Here is a 16,670-nt window from a genome sequence, read left to right as displayed (position 1 = left end):
GACAGATTATAACGCATGTTCGACAAATTGAGACATGCATCACAGCTGTGATGAATTCCGCTTTTTTTCAGACTCTTTTCAGGCTCTTTCAGACTTCAGAATGTAAAAAAGAACCTTTTATGATCAAGGGGTTATCCATGTATGTATTGAAAAGGGTTTTTATCACACTGTTGTTACTGTACAGTCAGCAATCATTGGCATTTATCACAGTCGGTCTGGATCCGGATTGTGATTACGACAATATATTTCCGGCATATCAGGATGGCGATCCGGAAATCAGGGTCACCAACCAACAATTACACGCCAATAATTTTGTGATGGACACCATTAAAGTGTTCAAAGGTGGCTATGACAGTTGCCAGGATGCAGTCAATGATGTGCCTGGTGAGGAAAACACCCGATGGAGCGGACTCAATGCCATCAACAACACCGTCATTGAACTGGATGCCAACCTGCCTTTTTTGGTGACCGTGGTCATGGAACGGTTTGATATTTTTGATGGCGAAAACACCACAGCTGCTGGAGCCGGCGGAATCAAGGTCAGCGGCTCAAGCCGGTTAATCCTTCGCGACTCCAGGGTTTATGACAACCTGGGACAGGAAGGTGGTGGCATCCATGTCTCTGGCGTGAATGCATCTTTGGTGCTGGAAAATACCCTGGTAGAAGACAACACGGCCAACGGTTATGGCGGAGGGTTGTTCTGCACCCTGGGCGCCTCCATCTCGATGGATGCCGACAGCGCCAGTCGCACCAACTCAGCCAGTTTCAATGGTGGTGGAATCTATGCCGATCAATTGTGTGAAGTCATCAGTTACAGTGGGCGGTATTCTCTTGAAGACGGCTCCAAAGGCTTGGTGCAAAACAGAGCAGCCAAAGGCGGCGGTATATACCTGCAAACCGGCGCCCGTTTTGAAAGTCATGGCAGTCAGGAATTTCCGGCGAGGATTTATGTAAACTATGCCACCCAGCACGATGAAGCCGGTGGCGGCGGACTCTATCTGACCGGCGCAGGTACCCGAGCGGTATTAACCAATACCTACATTGACAGCAATGCATCTTTATTCCATGGAGGTGCCATGGTGGTGACCAATCAAGCCGTCCTGGAAATGGGTCAAAGCCCTCTCGGGTGCAGTTTCAACGACCTGGGACATTGTTCACGCATCCATGGCAATGGCACCGATGGTGCAGTTGCCTCAGGAGGTGCCGGCCACCTGGTCAACGGCGGGGAGGCTCACATATCGCAAACCCTGATATCCAGGAATCGTTCTGCACTGACCGCAGGCTTGGAGGTTCTGGAACAAGCCTACCTGAAACTCGAAGGTAATGTGATCACCCATCACAGTGACAACTCAGGTAATCAGGCCAGTACATTGATGGCGGTCAGGGGTGATCCCGGTTTTCAGTCTCGTATTGACTTTGCCTATAACACCGTGGCTGACAACAACACAGACCGGATTTTTGTGGTCAATGGCTTACTCCAGGGACAGTCTCTGAACGTATTTAACTCCATTATCTGGGACCAGGGTGATGTGTTCACCGTCAGTGGCAATGACAACGCGATTCAAATTGATTGTTCTGTGGTTCATGAAAACCAAAGCCTGCAAGGCAATGTGGGTGTCATCCTGACCAACGACCCACTGTTCACCAACACGGTCAATGAAAATTACCGTTTAACCCTTGCCTCAGATGCCATCGATTTGTGTGATCAGTTTTTTTACCAGGCTGAACACGAAGACATGGACGGCTTTGACCGGGGCATTGATGAAAGCAACATCAACGATTTCCTTGGGCCCTATGAGGCAGGTGCCTATGAATACAGTGCAGACATCATCTTTAACAGTAATTTTGACTGATTGACTGTTGCTGCCCGGTTACCATCGAACAGGTTAACCGGGCATGTAACTCTACATTGGCTGAATTGACGGGTCATGCTTTCAGCGGATAATGCAGATACCTGTTTGAGGTGTCGGTGCGGTGTTCATCAGGCTTGATTCCGGGACTGTAAATAGGCCAATAAATTTGCAGGCCGGTAGCCAGACAAATCACTGACAATTTTTCCCGGCTCACTGTTCATCCGCGTGAAGACACTGTCATCAATGAACAGTCCGGAGTCCTTGTATTCAGGGTCCTGGCTGGTGTATATGTTGCGACGACCCGAACGGCTGGTCAGCCGGTCTTTGAGCTGATAAGCCCATTGATATGAATCCACCAACTCATCATAAGCAAAGGCTTTGTAATGTTTCAGATAGCCATGGTTCAAGGCAACCTGCGGGAATAAGTGACACAATTCCTGCAACATCCAGTGCAGTGTTACATTGGCCAGACCATCGCGCACATAACCGCCACCGACATTGGCATGACTGCCAGCAAACCAGTGTTGTTTCAGGGTTTGCTCCTCACGACTCCGGTGACGCCAGATGGCCGGCAAAAAGTCATGGCGGCATTCATCAATGGCCAGCGCCTGGCGGGCGTGATCGACGCAAGATGCCGGGGCGTTATGCAGGTAAAACTGTCGGTCCTGACGATGCCAGAATCGGCTACCCAGGGCCAGCACGCTGTCCCACACCCCTAAAAAGTCAATTTGCAGTTGATGCCAACTGGCAAAAGGGTGATCTATGATATGCCGACTGCGTTCTCTGTTGAGTTGATCAATGGCTGACTTGATTATATGTTTGACATCCTCAACAGACTGCCGGCCTTTTGAGCGCATGTAATGGCGATAGATTTTGGGCAAGTAAAATGCATCTGCTTTGACCGGAACACCACCCATCCAGCCAATCAGCTGAGTCAATGCGCGAGCCGTGGCGGCACCCCTGGAAAAACCCAGAATAAAGACTTGATCACCGCTGTTATAGTTATGTACCAGAAAGGTCAGTGCTGCTTCTACTTGCCCCTCAAATCCAGCACCCCAGGCACCACCGAGGTATTTGTCAAATCGGCGCAACAGTCGGTTTGACATACCAGGGTAGCGGGACATAGAGCCCACACCGGTGCGGTAATAGACCACCTGTTGAATGCCTGCATCATCCACTGGCTCAATCGCACGGGCAGCTTTCAACACATTGGTGGGCTTGACCACCCGCATGCCATCATCACGCTGACCCTTTCGATAAGTATTGTTCCAGGTACCATCCAGACACAAAAATATGCGTTTCATCATTGCCCTCAATTATTCATAAATAGCCATTTAATCATCATGGTGTCGCATATTCTGCGAATCAAAGCAGCACTTTCTCTGATTAATCAGTCACTGTGAGAAAAAACGGCATGAATCAGAAAAAACAACCCAATCAAGTAGATCTGCTGGCCCTTTTATCGATACAGTTGATGGTGGTGAATCCTGAAGATTCAATTTTGCCAGGTTCAAAGCCTTCCGGGATTTACCACAGCACAGTGTTAATGAGATCACAATTTCAATGCCCCAGATGATGATATCCTAACCAGCTACAAAGGAGACAACTATGAAACACCACATATTAACCGCCTGTCTGATCCTGAGTTGCTTCATATCAACGGCTTCAGACCACCATCAATTGATGGTCAATAACTTGTTTGGTGATGATGGTATCACCCACACAGCCAGTCAGTCCGGTTCCTGGTTTGCCACCAGCACCTGGCAGGAAGGCAGCATACCAGATGCCAATGCACAGGTGTTGATTCCCAGCGGCACAACTGTGGTGTATGACCAGGTCAGTGCAGTGAGCCTGCAGGCGGTCCGGGTTGAGGGACAATTGACCTTCGCTGTTCATCAATCCAGTCAAATGATCGTTGATACCCTGTTGGTACAACCCAGTGGCCGTTTGGTCATGGGCACAGAAAATCGCCCGGTAGCGCCAGGAGTCACCATTGATTTGTTGTTTCGTGACACCGGCGACCTGGATGTGACAAGCGACCCAAGCCTAATGAGCCGCGGCTTATTGGCCAGTGGACCCGTGATCATGCATGGTTTACCCAAAACACCGCACAGCAAAGTGGCTGTTGACCCAATGGCCGGTGACCAGCAACTGACCCTCGCAACTGCACCACTGAACTGGCAGGTCGGCGATACCCTGGTACTCGCAGGCACCAAATACTCTGGCTGGAAATGGGACAACAGCATCCAGGCAGTCAGATACCATGGCACCCAGGATGAAGTGGTCACCATTGCAGCCATCAATGGGGCTGTCATTGGCCTCAATGAGACCCTTCAGTACGACCACTTCACCCCAAGAGCTGATCTGAAAACATCGGTAGCAAACATGAGCAGAAGCATCACCCTGGCCACTGAATTTCCTGACACCACACCCACACATCGCCGGGGGCATGTGATGTTTATGCAACAAGCGCATGTCGATGTGCGTTACGTTTCATTCTGGCAATTGGGCCGCACCGACAAATCGATGCCAAGCCTGGAAGCGGCTGATTTTGGCACCATCACCCCAACCAGCAATGTACGTGGCCGTTATGCCTTTCACTTGCACCGCAAAGGTGCTTTTCATGATCAAGCACCAGTGATTGCCATTGGCAACGCAGTATTTGGATCGCCAGGTTGGGGGTATGTACATCACGACAGCCATGCCATTTTTCACAACAATGTGTCATTCGATACTTTTGGTGCCGGATTCGTCGCAGAAACCGGTAATGAAATCGGTGCCTGGACAGCCAATTTGGCCATCAAAGCTGAAGGAAACAGTGCATTTAACCCAAAAAATGGCAATGACCGGGATGCTTTTGACATGGGCCGCACCGGTGATGGCTTTTGGTTTCAGGGCCGTCTGGTACGCAGCGTTAACAACATTGCCGCCAGTGTCAATCACGGCTTTGTCTACCTGCACCGGGGCAGTGGTATGCTGCCTTTTCCCGGCGCAGAATTCATGTTGCCTGAGGCACTGCCACGGGGCGTGCTCACCGCACCGGATGACGCACCTGTCATGTCTTTTCTGGGGAATGAAAGTTTCGCTTCAACAGTTGGCCTTTATGTGGTGAAAGCCAACCCCAACCAGCAACACGATGTCCACAGCCACTTCAAAGATTTCACCGCCTGGGAAGTCCGTGCTGGCTCTGCCATGGAATACACTGCACATTACCTGTTGGAAAACTTTGATGTCATAGGCAACACCCCGGAACCATTTCGCAATCCGGCATTTGGCATTGAGTTTGGTACCAACACCAGTGATATGGTGATCAATGGTGCGCAAATTGCCGACATGAATGTCGGAGTGATTCTGAGTAAAAACTACACCGACCCGGTTCCGCCTGAGACCAACCAATATGTGCTGATTGATGTGCAATTTAATAACGTCAGCCAACATTTGGAAGAATATGATCCTTCAATTGATCAGTTGCTCAGCCAGGCAGACCTGATCCCCGAACAGTTCAATATTGACATCAATGGTGGGATCTATGAATACCTCTCACCAGCCACTGGTGCGGGCTCAGGGTTGCCCTGGGTGGGACAAAAGACCGACCAAATCGGCAACAGCCCGATCCCTGCTGGCACCGATGATCTGGGTGTGCCGGTCTTTGACATGATCAACACCCTGGAAGAGGATGGCTATTACCGGACTGCCGGTGGAACACCCTATGCGATCGTTGAAGAATACTTCACAGAACGAGCCACTGGCACGATCCACAAAATGGGTTTAAAGACATTACTTGGACCAGATGTGGACGCTTTACTTGGCAATGAATTTCACGCCTGGCGTGATGCTTTTCAAGCCGGTATGATAGACCTCAGCTCGCAATCACCAGTAGCCATGGATGATCAGTACTGGGTCAGCACTGCTCGTCCAGCAGTACTCAATTTAATAGCCAATGACACCGACCCTGAAAGTGACCCATTGAGCATTGATGGCATTGTTCAGCCTGAACATGGCCTGGTCACTGACAACCTGGATGGAACCGTGACATACCTTACAGACTTTGGCTTCTCCGGCACCGACTCATTCCGGTATTGGGCCACCGATGATCAAGGTAATTACACCCCGGCGAGGGTCACCATCAATGTGGTTAATGATGTGATCTACCGAAATGACTTTGCTGAATAGTAACTGCCAGAATGTTATGACCATTGCCTGTTAACAGGTCTTTAAATCAGCTGTCAGATTAAGCATGAACTGAAAACACACAACTGATACAATAAAGTTTAACACAAACGCTGATCACACCATGTTTGACACCCACCAGGTAAGTAACCAGCCCAAACCATTAACTGACTACAATTTAATGCTCAGCGATCCTCAACTGGTGCACTGGGTTCAACATTTTAACGGACACTGGGGCGCCAGTGATATTCAGGAGTTGGCCAGCACGCTCGGTCAGCCGGCCTGGATTGAGCGGGGACACACAGCCAATGAGCACATCCCTCAGCTGTTCACCCATGATGCGGCAGGATACCGCAGGGACGAAGTCAGGTATCATCCGGCTTACCATGCGTTAATGGATTTAGCCATCAGTCATAACATCCATGCCCTCCCCTGGCAGACCCAACAAGCAGGAGCACATGTGGTCAGGATGGCCAAGAATTATTGTCATAACCAGAATGAAGCAGGCTCTGCCTGTCCCCTGACAATGACATTTGCCTGTCATCCCAGCCTGCAGGCTTCACCGGCCATTGCTCAACACTGGCTGCCCGGTGTCACAGCGAGTCAGTATGACCCTTCCAACCAGCCCATGCAGGACAAAAAGGGTTTGACCATCGGTATGGCAATGACTGAAAAACAAGGTGGCACTGATGTTCGGGCCAACACCAGCAGGGCCATTTATGATGGTTCTGATGACTGGGGTGAACGTTACCTGATGAGTGGCCACAAATGGTTTTGTTCGGCGCCCATGAGTGACGCTTTTCTGACCCTGGCTCAGACTGAGCAGGGCCTGAGTTGCTTTTTGATGCCACGCTGGACCCTGAACGGCGATAAAAATCCAATTCACATTCAACGCCTGAAAAACAAATTAGGCAACCGTTCAAATGCCTCATCTGAAATTGAATTTCATCAGGCTCAGGGCTGGTTGCTGGGTAAGCCCGATCAAGGTGTTCGGACCATCATTCAAATGGTGGCATTGACCCGCTATGACTGCATGATTGGCTCCACTGCTTTGATGCGTCAGGCTTTGAGTCAAGTAATCAACCACATCAGTCAACGCACAGTCATGGGCAAAAAATTGATTGATCAGCCATTGATGCAAAATGTGGTGGTTGATATGGCATTGGATTGGGTAGGCGCTTTGGCGTTGACCAGTCGCCTGGCACATGCCCTGGATCAAAATCACGACCCCGCTGAGCAGGCCTTCGTTCGATTAATGACTGCCGTGGGCAAATACTGGATTTGTAAACAGGCCATGATGCTCACCGCGGAGGCCTGCGAATGTATGGGTGGTGCCGGCTACATTGAAGAACACATCAATGCACGCCTGTACCGTGAAGCACCGGTCAATTCCATTTGGGAAGGCAGTGGTAATGTACAATGCCTTGATGTACTTCGCGCTTTGCAAAAGCAACCAGACAGCTGGACAGCCGTCAGCCAGATGTTGCAGCAGGCCTGTGGAACTCAGGACATCTACGACCAACAGGTAATGCAATTCATAGAACACCAGCACCCTGCTCAGGTAGATACCTATCGGGCCAGGTCATGGGTCTCAGAACTGGCCATGTTCATGCAGGCTGGATTGTTGCTTCAGCATGACCAGCCGGATTGGGCTGAAGCCTACTGCATAGGTCGTCTGTCAAAACCACGCTTTGGTGCCTACGGCCAACTGCCAAAACTCATCGACACCGCCACACTGATCAACAGAATTCTGCTGAAATAAAACCATTTCCACAGGATTTTGACTGTTCATTGTTTACCGTGTTGACGATAATAAACTGTCAACGTGTATTTCAACCACCAACCTTCAAGGATCACCAACATGTACATTTTTTTCCGGGCATTCCTCACCGCAATGCTGTTAACCATATCCACAACCCAAAACGCTTCTGACCACCCAGCTCCTGCTCTCACTGACGTTCAGTTCACTGATCAGTGGCCAGCTGATGGGCACCTGATCCTGGGTGTCTTTCAGGAACAGTCACCCACATGGCCAAACACTGAGGGATCCACAGAGATCAGACTGGCCCTTTCACATGCGCTTAAAGCCAACGATTTCACCGGCGAATGGCTGAAAACTCAGGTCATAACTGCTCCGGCAGCATCCGGGCTGAAACAAATTCTGCTGGTTGGCATGGGCCATCCTGATGACCCCAGAAAACCCATAGACTGGCAAAACCTGGGAGGCCATGCCATACAAACTGCCGTCAATCACTTTTCAGCTGCTGCACCGATGTCATTTGATGTTGCAAACGTACCTTCACCTGAACAAGTCGTCGCTCATTTGGCCCTTGGTGCTAAATTAGGCGGCTACTATTTTGATCGCTATTACACCGACGACAGCCGCTTAAAGCACATTGAACAACTGACCGTCGTTACTGATGATCCCCAGGCGACACATGCCTATTATGCTCAACAACTCAATCCGGTCGCCGATGCCATTATTCTGACGCGCAACATGTCCAACGAACCGGCCAATGTCATTTATCCGGAAAGTTTTGTGGACCAGTGGCGCCAACATTTCAAAGGCCTGAAAAACATCAAAATCAGAGTCTATGATGAAAAAGACATGCAAAAACAAGGCATGGGGGCCCTTTATGGCGTCGGTAAAGGCAGCGCCCGTCCACCCAGAATGATGGTGGTTGAATACATGGCCGGCGGCCAGGATGAAGCCCCTGTGGTGGTGGTTGGTAAAGGCATCACTTTTGATACCGGGGGCATCAGCCTGAAAAACCCACCCAATATGTGGAACATGAAATTTGACATGTCTGGTGCGGCCAGCAGCATGGGTACTTTGTATGCCCTCGCAGCCCGTGGAGCCAAAGTCAATGCCGTGGCCATCGCTGCACTGGCAGAAAATATGCCAGGTCCCAACGCCCAGCGACCTGGAGATGTGGTGCACTCATTGTCAGGTAAAACCATTCAGATTCGTTCAACCGATGCCGAAGGGCGCCTGGTATTGGCCGATGGCATGTATTATGCCGACAGCACTTATGATCCGGCTTTGCTGGTCGACCTGGCCACCCTGACCGGTTCAGTCGGTCGGGCCCTGGGTAAGGATTATGCCGGTTTGTTCACCCGTCATGATGACCTGGTTCAGCCTTTCATCAATGCAGGCCTGGATAGCGGGGATGAAGTCTGGCAATTGCCATTGAATGACAATCATTTCAAAGCCATTGAAAATCAGGTGGCCGATGTCATGAATTCCGGGCCTGATGCACCAGGAGCCAGTGCTGGCGCTGCTTTCATCGGTGCCTTTGTTCGTGACACCACCCCCTGGGTGCACCTGGACATCGCTGGAGTCGCCTGGGGCGACAAAGCCTCTCCGACCCATTCGTCACCGGGTGCCACTGCCTATGGGATCCGTTTATTGAATGAATACATCATCACACATTTCGAGAACAGTTCCGAATAATTTGCAGAAATCAATGACACATCATTCCCGGGGGGCTGTTTTCATCAGGTGACAAAAAACAGCACCCCGGGACCTGAACAGTTTCCCGGGTCAATCACTTGGCCAATCAGGCTTATTGATGCGCGCTCAGCAGCGGGTTTTCTTATTGAACCCTCATCAACCATGGAAATTGTGTAAGGCAAACGATATACTTTTTGTGTGTGTAAAAAATGAAGTGTGAAACATGGCCAGGGAATTTAATTACCAGCGACCAGTACAATCGCTGTACCCCAAACAAAAACTACCCCATTGTGGTGCATCAGCAATTCTGATCCCTCAACACCGGTTACTTCTCGGCCGGATACCCCTTTGACAAAACACACTTCCCATGCCCTACCCCAATCGGTCCTGAATGAAATGACCCATCAACTGCATCAGTCTGCCTGGCTTCGCGGTTTGTTTGTGTTTGTGGCCTGGCTGACAGTCTGGCAACTTGGGCGCCTGGTCGAATACACCGATCATGCCAGCGTCTGGTTTCCAGCAGCTGGTTTTTCTTTTTCCTGTTTATTGATACTGGGTAAACGGGCTTTCCTTCCCATCATGTGTGCCGCCATTGTCATTACCATCTGGAATGGCAGCCACTATCAATTACCACTGACCATGGAAGAACTGGCCTGGGCCGGTCTGTTGTTTGGTCTGGCACACATCCTGCCTTACTGGGGGGGAGCATGGCTGGTCAGGCAGGTGGCCCGGGAGCATAGCCACAGCGTGCCCAAGCTGATTGTCACGTTTTTACTGGTGGCTGGATTTTGTACCTTGATCGCTACCTTGCTGGTGCTCACATCATTGGTGTTCACCGAGCAAATGCCATATGAAGACATCAGCAAAACCCTATTGCCATTCTGGATTGGTGACCTGGCCGGGGTGGTGGTACTCTCGCCCTTGTTCAGTGGCATCCTGATTCATTTTTATCCTGATCCCCTGACTGATCTCAAGGAATTCACCGGGCGGGAAACCGGTTCATACAAAAGGCTGACCAACAAATTGATCCTCAATGCGGTGTTGATTCTTGTCACCATGTTACTGGCTTACCTGAGTGACTCATATGAAAGCACATTTGCCATTTTCTTTCTGGCCATCACCCACATGTGGATTGCCACCACAGAAAGCCCTCGATTCAATGTCTTCAGCCTGGCCATCAGCAGCCTGTTGATTGTCCTGCTGGTCCACGTTTTTGATTTGATGGATCATGTCATGGTCTATCAGTTTGCCCTCAATGTGATAGCCGCGAATGCTTTGTTCGGTATAGCCATACCGCAACTCAAAGCACACAATGCAGCTTTGGAGCAATTGGTTTTTACCGATGCCCTGACACAAGTTTCATCCCGGCATTACATGGAACAACGCGCTGAATTGGAAATCTCACGTTGTCATGAACAAAATCTGAACCTGTCTCTGGTGGTGTTTGATTTGGATAACTTCAAAGCAATCAATGACCAGTATGGACACGCTGCAGGTGATCAGGCTTTACAACAGATCTGCGCCACTGCCAAAGCAGTTTTGCGCAGACATGATGTGATCGCTCGTTTTGGTGGCGATGAATTTGTCTTGTTGTTACCAGGCACTGATCAACAACAATCCAATCAGTTGATCGAGCGCATCCAGACCGCCACAGCAAACATCACCATCGGCCTATCTCAATTGTCATGCAGTTATGGCATCGCTGAATTACAACCGGAAGATGAGTTTACCGGCTTGTTTAATCGGGCTGACCGCGCGCTATATCAGGCCAAGTCACAAGGTGGCAACCGCATCAGTCTCGCCAATTAGGCCTCCCTAGCAGCACCGCACCTTCATATGAGCAGCATCTGACCAATCAAATCAACATACTCAGTGTCATTAACACAACATCATGCTGTTTTCCTGACGCCATGGTGGCTGGCAATGCAGTCATTTTTGCTTCTGTATTCGTAAAAAAAACCCTCCGCAAACCACAGTATAGCTGACCGTAAGGTTTTGGTAAGAAAGCTCAAGTCACCCGTAAGGACTTTTTTTCAGAGATGCACACAATAGGAAGTGCGACATCGATTTGTACATGAATCAACAGCAAAACGATGACCAAGCCTTGAATCCTGAGGCCGATAAAGAACACCCGGGACAAGACAGAACAATAAAAATTCAATATTCAAGAGGAGTAAACATCATGTCAGATTATCCAACTTTTTCCGAAGAAGCTGTACAACATGCCATTCAGGCAGCCAAAGACCATTATGACAGTGGGGCACTGAAAAGCCGTGCCAGCAACGTTGCCAGTGATGACGGCCACCTGGCATTGTTGGCTGAATGCATTTCCGTTTCTGTTAAAAACGGGAAAGCCTGTCTTAACCTGCCACTGGGTATCGGCAGTGTCTGTATCCCGGTTCCCATTAAATACGATGGCCAGGTGGTTCAGGCATGTCTGCATATTTGTACCACCTTTGGCTTTCCGACTGGCGTCAGAGTCACCATCAGCGTAGCGGGTGTAACCATTGTGAGCAAATCTTTCGGTAAGTGTTGATCACGACTGTTAAACCAGGACATATTTTATATACTACACACACCCTGGTTTAACATGTAAAGGGGGAAGAAGGCAGGTCAGTACACGCTGACCTGCCTTTTTTTATGGCTGAGCATATTGCAACCGAGGGTTGATTCAATACCGGTATTCAAGGAATCATGGACAGCGCGTCTGGCATTGGTTAAAGTAATCCTTTTCATCAAACAGAACACCCATGACAGAGACCAACCGCGTACAACTGGAAATCGTCAATCAAGTCGCCTATGTCAAGCTGGCCAGGCCGGAAAAACACAATGCACTGGATATGACTATGTTTCAGGCGGTGGTCAAAACCATCAAACAATTGCGCAAAGACCGCCATATCCGGGCCGTCATTGTGTCAGGAGAAGGGCCTGATTTTTGTACCGGGCTGGATGTCAAGTCGATGCTGAAATCAACCAGTGGTCCCTTGAAGCTGTTGTTTAAAGTCAACCCGAGAAACGCCAACATGGCACAACAAGTGTCTATTGGCTGGCAAAGCATCCCGGTGCCGGTCATTGCCGTGATTCATGGCAGGTGCTGGGGAGGTGGTTTACACATCGCTTTGGGTGCAGATGTACGCATGGCCACCCCGGATGCTTCGTTGTCCATCATGGAAGGCCGATGGGGCCTGATACCTGATATGGGCGGCCTGGAAACCCTGCGCCGGCATTGCCGGCTGGATGTGGCCAAACAATTGACGTTCACTTCAGAATTGCTGGATGGGGAACAAGCCCGGAAAGCTGGGCTGATCACCCATGTCAGTGATGATCCGATGTCACATGCCGAACAACTGGCAGCAACCATATGCCAGCAATCACCCGATGCAGTGGCCGGTGTTAAAAAACTCTATAACAAAAGCTGGACCGGCAGCAAAGGCGCTTTGTTATTCCGCGAAACCTGGTATCAACTGCGGGTTATTTTTGGCAAAAACAGTCGCATCAAAGCCCACAACCAAACCCACAAAGCCGATCAGCAAAAACCATTTTTGCCACGCAAAAAATGGTGATCATTCTTCAAAACCATCGCTGAAAATAATCATCTGGTTGATCCAGTCACGAATCAGGGCCTGATCAAAAACATTCAATGGGTCGGCGTCCCTGGGCATCCGGTCACCAGATAACTGATTGCTGCAGTTGATTTTAAAAAACAGGTAACTCATTGAAGGCAGGTTCGGCTCAATTCGGTTCAAACCCGGAATTTGAAAGCTGGGAATACTTACCAACTGCTCATAACCGAGCTCCAGATTCATGTCAGCAATTGGATTGGGACCACCATGACAGACCACACAATTGTCATCGAAGATGGGCTGAATCTCAAGACTGAAATCGACCTGCGGTGTTTCCGGAATGGCCGCCAGGTCATCACACCCACTGATGCCTGCCAATAAAGGCACTGGCAGCAACAACAAAATCATCAGTACCCGCATCACACCAGATTCATGAAACCCAGGTCACTGGTGTTGAATCGGCCAATGTTGGGAAATATGTCACTCACCTGCCCGCCGCCCACACCGAACCATTGAGCCAATGTGGCAGCATATTCATCCACTGCAATGGTAGGGATACAGCGGCCGTGATCACTCACGGTATCGGTACTGCCCTGCTCAATCAGCGGCATGGCGCCATAAAAATCGCCACCCTGCACATCACCACCAACCACAAAATGACTGGCTCCCCAGCCATGATCAGAACCCTGACCATTGGATACCCAGGTGCGGGAAAAATCAGATGCCGTGAACAACGTCACATCATTTTGCATACCCAGTTCAACCATGGCTGCATAAAAGGCACTGACAGCGCCGTCAAGGTTTTGCATCCCGATGGCGTGATCATTGAGGTGATTGTCATGATTATCAAAGCCACCCAACTTCACAAAAAACACTTGCCGGTTCATGCCCAGTGTACTTTGGATGTTGATCATATTGGCCACCATTTCCAGCTGTGATGACAGGGTGTTATACCCCTGCTGATCAGGAAACGGGGTGGCTACCGGAGTGGCACCTTCCAGTCCGGCGGAAATGATTTGATCAAGGTTGATGGCACGGTTAAATATATCGGCATAACCCTGTTGAAATAAATTGGCTTGTGGCTCATTGAGCAGACTTTGCAAAGCGGCCAGCCGCTCAGGGCCAGCACCCCAGGTTATGTCATTCAGACGCACGCTCCCCTGATTGGTCAGGTGATACTGATTAATCAGCTCACCCACTTGCAGGATGTTGTTACCAGCCAGTGAAATATTCATCGACAGATCATTCCCGCCATTGACTGTGCTGTGCAACAGGTCCGCGATGCGGCCGGTCCAGCCGGAAATGGAAGGCTGATCAGCCACTGAAGTTTGCCACTGACTTTGTTGATCAGAATGGGAAAACAGATTCGGGGGCACCGGTACCGAGCCATTATTGTATTCAAGCTGAGTGATAGGAAATGCCAGTGATCCCACATTGGTCACTACAGCAGCCTGGTTTTGACTGAATAAATTGTGAATACCTGTCAACTCAGGATGTAATCCCCAACTGCGGCCTCCATCATTGGCTGGACTGATGGGCAATAAGGATCCGGCATCCAGTGCCAGATCGCCACGCACCTGGCTGTACGCATTGTGTTCGCTGGTACCCAAAGGCACCACGGTGTTTGCACTGTCGTTACCGCCATCCAGAAACACACACACCAGGGCTTTATACCCGGTTCCCCGAATACTGCTGTTGTGCGCCGATGCGGCTTGAGCCAACTGTAAAAAACCGCCGGCAGAGCATAGGCCCCCGGCTGCCAGTGCACTGGTTAAAGAGCTGGATAAAAATTTTCTTCTGTTCATGGTATTTTCCTGTGTTTGATGGAGGCCATTCAGCGTTGCACCACATATTCAGGTGACAAGACCAACACATGGATCAATGAAGTCATTCTGGTGATGTCATCTGCTCCGCTGGTGTTAATCCACAAATTGGCCGCTATGTTGCGGGTAGCAGGTGACATCTGACCTGCAAACAACAGCAAGTCCAGGTGGTCAAGTAAGGCATTGTCATCATTGCTCAATAACAATTCTCGCTGCAGCTGCAGTAATGGCATACTCTCATTCCAATGGTCATACAGATGGTGCCCCCTGTTGACGGCCTCATTCATTTCATTGGCTACCGTGGTCACTGTGGTTTCGCTGGTGATTTGAAATTCCGGGGATACCAGGCCCTGGTCACGAACCGGCCCTGGCAATTGAAAATGAGGGGAAAAGAAATTAAACACCGATGGTGAACCCAACGGACGCTGCAAATAACTGAACTCAGGGTTCCAGTTTCCATAGCGGCCATTGCGGCTGCGCGCTTCAAAAGCCCGCAACAAACCCAGATACCGTATCAGGGGCTCTTTGAGCTTACCGTAGGTACTGACATGGATAAAGGCTGGATTACGGGCTTCATCATCCAGCAAAATGGTACGCATCACGGCATTCAGGTCTCCCCTGACACCACTGCCATTGTCAGCAAAAACGGTGGCCACCCGCTGTACATAAGCCGGTGACGGATTGCTGGTAACAAAACGTTGAATCAATTGTTTACTGATGAATGGCGGCACATTGGGATGATTAAAGATATTGTCCAGTGCAGCAGTCAGATCCTGCCGGGCCGTTTGACCGGCTGGCAACACCTGACCATTGAGCAAGGTCTTTTCACCGGTGTCATGGTAGGCTTCAATGGGCTCCATTGGTGCATAAGCCTCCACACCTGGTTCCGAGGGGTTACACCATTGCCAGTTGTTTTCTGCGCAACCGGAAAAATTCCAGCCTGTGAATACCCGGGCAAAATGCTCTATAACGGTTTGGTCATATGTGGGTATCGGGTTGTCATCCACATCCAGCATTTCTGTACCATCCATGTTCAACTGATGCAAACCAATGGAAAACAGTTGCAATACTTCACGGGCATAATTTTCATCAGGTTGGGTGCCCAGTACCGGATCAGCCTTGGCATTTCTGAACATGCCAAGATAAAACCCCATCATGGTATTCAGGGTCACATCTTCAAGTAAATCACGGTAATTACCAAAAGCGTTTACTGCCAGCAGGTCATAATATCGGGCCAACCCCATCACTTCATTATTCAGACTGGCTGCGTCCGATACAACAAACAATTCAGACAGGGCAAATGCCATGCGTTGTCTGAGTTGGTCGGTACCTTCAGCAGAATTTAAAAACCAGGCCTCCATTCTGGAGTTCTGATAAAGCGGTAAATCCGGATTGGCCTGGATGTCTTCCATGCAGGGTCTTTGTAAAGTCGCTGGTATGGCCATCTGTTCTGCCAGCCAGGCATCAATACCCATGGCCTGCAAACGCCTCACTTCAGACAGTTTAGGGCCAAAGGTGGCCTGATATAAAAACCGGCTGGCTGATTCCTGATCCAATAAAGCGCCAGCTTGTTCGGGGGGAAACAGGTCTTCGATACCTGATTTATATACCACATCTGACGCACAGTAAGCCCGACTGTCCGTAGAGTAAAACGTAAACAACAGGCCCATCATCACCCATTGCTGAGACAGCTTAAATTTCATAATTACCCTCTGTTTGTGCCTAATTAAAAAGCCAATATACAGAGGTGTATCGAAAAAATTGTGACTCCATTCACATGTGGTTTTTTAACCGGACAAACGGTCAG

Annotated in this window: 11 protein-coding genes; 7 read left to right on the top strand and 4 right to left on the bottom strand. The window is 49.8% G+C overall.

Annotated elements, in window-relative coordinates; translation table 11 throughout:
- The first annotated feature begins 119 nt into the window (after positions 1-119).
- Positions 120-1,853, top strand: coding sequence for a hypothetical protein (locus B0475_RS14115; RefSeq protein WP_077412529.1), 1,734 nt, complete (start codon positions 120-122; stop codon positions 1,851-1,853).
- 128 nt (positions 1,854-1,981) lie between these two features.
- Here B0475_RS14115 and B0475_RS14110 read toward each other — a convergent pair whose 3' ends face one another.
- Complete coding sequence (locus B0475_RS14110; RefSeq protein ID WP_077412528.1) at positions 1,982-3,160, bottom strand: T6SS phospholipase effector Tle1-like catalytic domain-containing protein; 1,179 nt, start codon at positions 3,158-3,160, stop codon at positions 1,982-1,984.
- 301 nt (positions 3,161-3,461) lie between these two features.
- On the opposite strand from B0475_RS14110, the gene B0475_RS14105 reads away from it, so the two are divergent.
- The 6 genes from B0475_RS14105 (at position 3,462) to B0475_RS14080 (ending at position 13,040) form a co-directional block, all read left to right on the top strand.
- Positions 3,462-6,026, top strand: a complete 2,565-nt coding sequence (locus B0475_RS14105; protein ID WP_077412527.1) for a G8 domain-containing protein — start codon at positions 3,462-3,464, stop codon at positions 6,024-6,026.
- 121 nt (positions 6,027-6,147) lie between these two features.
- Positions 6,148-7,785 carry an acyl-CoA dehydrogenase family protein gene (locus tag B0475_RS14100; protein WP_077412526.1) on the top strand — a complete coding sequence of 546 codons (1,638 nt, stop codon included), beginning with the start codon at positions 6,148-6,150 and terminating at the stop codon, positions 7,783-7,785.
- A 99-nt stretch (positions 7,786-7,884) separates the two neighbouring features.
- Positions 7,885-9,477: a leucyl aminopeptidase gene (locus B0475_RS14095; protein WP_157892979.1), complete on the top strand. Its 1,593-nt coding sequence runs from the start codon at positions 7,885-7,887 to the stop codon at positions 9,475-9,477.
- 396 nt (positions 9,478-9,873) lie between these two features.
- The gene (locus B0475_RS14090; RefSeq protein ID WP_077412524.1) at positions 9,874-11,286 is read left to right on the top strand and encodes a sensor domain-containing diguanylate cyclase; all 1,413 of its coding nucleotides are present in this window, start codon (positions 9,874-9,876) and stop codon (positions 11,284-11,286) included.
- Positions 11,287-11,659: 373 nt separating this feature from the next.
- Positions 11,660-12,013, top strand: a complete 354-nt coding sequence (locus tag B0475_RS14085) for a hypothetical protein (RefSeq protein WP_157892978.1) — start codon at positions 11,660-11,662, stop codon at positions 12,011-12,013.
- Positions 12,014-12,227: 214 nt separating this feature from the next.
- On the top strand, positions 12,228-13,040 hold the full coding sequence (locus B0475_RS14080) for a crotonase/enoyl-CoA hydratase family protein (protein WP_077412522.1): 813 nt from the start codon (positions 12,228-12,230) through the stop codon (positions 13,038-13,040).
- Here the strand turns inward: B0475_RS14080 and B0475_RS14075 are convergent, their stop codons facing one another.
- From B0475_RS14075 to B0475_RS14065, 3 genes are read right to left on the bottom strand one after another with little or no spacing between them, the layout of a single operon-like run.
- Positions 13,041-13,460 carry a hypothetical protein gene (locus B0475_RS14075; RefSeq protein WP_077412521.1) on the bottom strand — a complete coding sequence of 140 codons (420 nt, stop codon included), beginning with the start codon at positions 13,458-13,460 and terminating at the stop codon, positions 13,041-13,043.
- Positions 13,460-14,845 (bottom strand): DUF1501 domain-containing protein, encoded by a 1,386-nt coding sequence (locus B0475_RS14070; RefSeq protein ID WP_077412520.1) that lies wholly within the window; start codon positions 14,843-14,845, stop codon positions 13,460-13,462. Before B0475_RS14070 ends, B0475_RS14075 begins: the two co-directional genes overlap by 1 nt.
- A gap of 29 nt (positions 14,846-14,874) precedes the next feature.
- The gene (locus B0475_RS14065) at positions 14,875-16,566 is read right to left on the bottom strand and encodes a DUF1800 domain-containing protein (protein WP_077412519.1); all 1,692 of its coding nucleotides are present in this window, start codon (positions 16,564-16,566) and stop codon (positions 14,875-14,877) included.
- Positions 16,567-16,670: the final 104 nt, after the last annotated feature.

It is taken from the genome of Marinicella sediminis (assembly GCF_002000055.1).
Taxonomy (GTDB): Bacteria; Pseudomonadota; Gammaproteobacteria; order Xanthomonadales; family Marinicellaceae; genus Marinicella; species Marinicella sediminis.
This window is presented reverse-complemented; position numbering and strand designations above follow the sequence as displayed.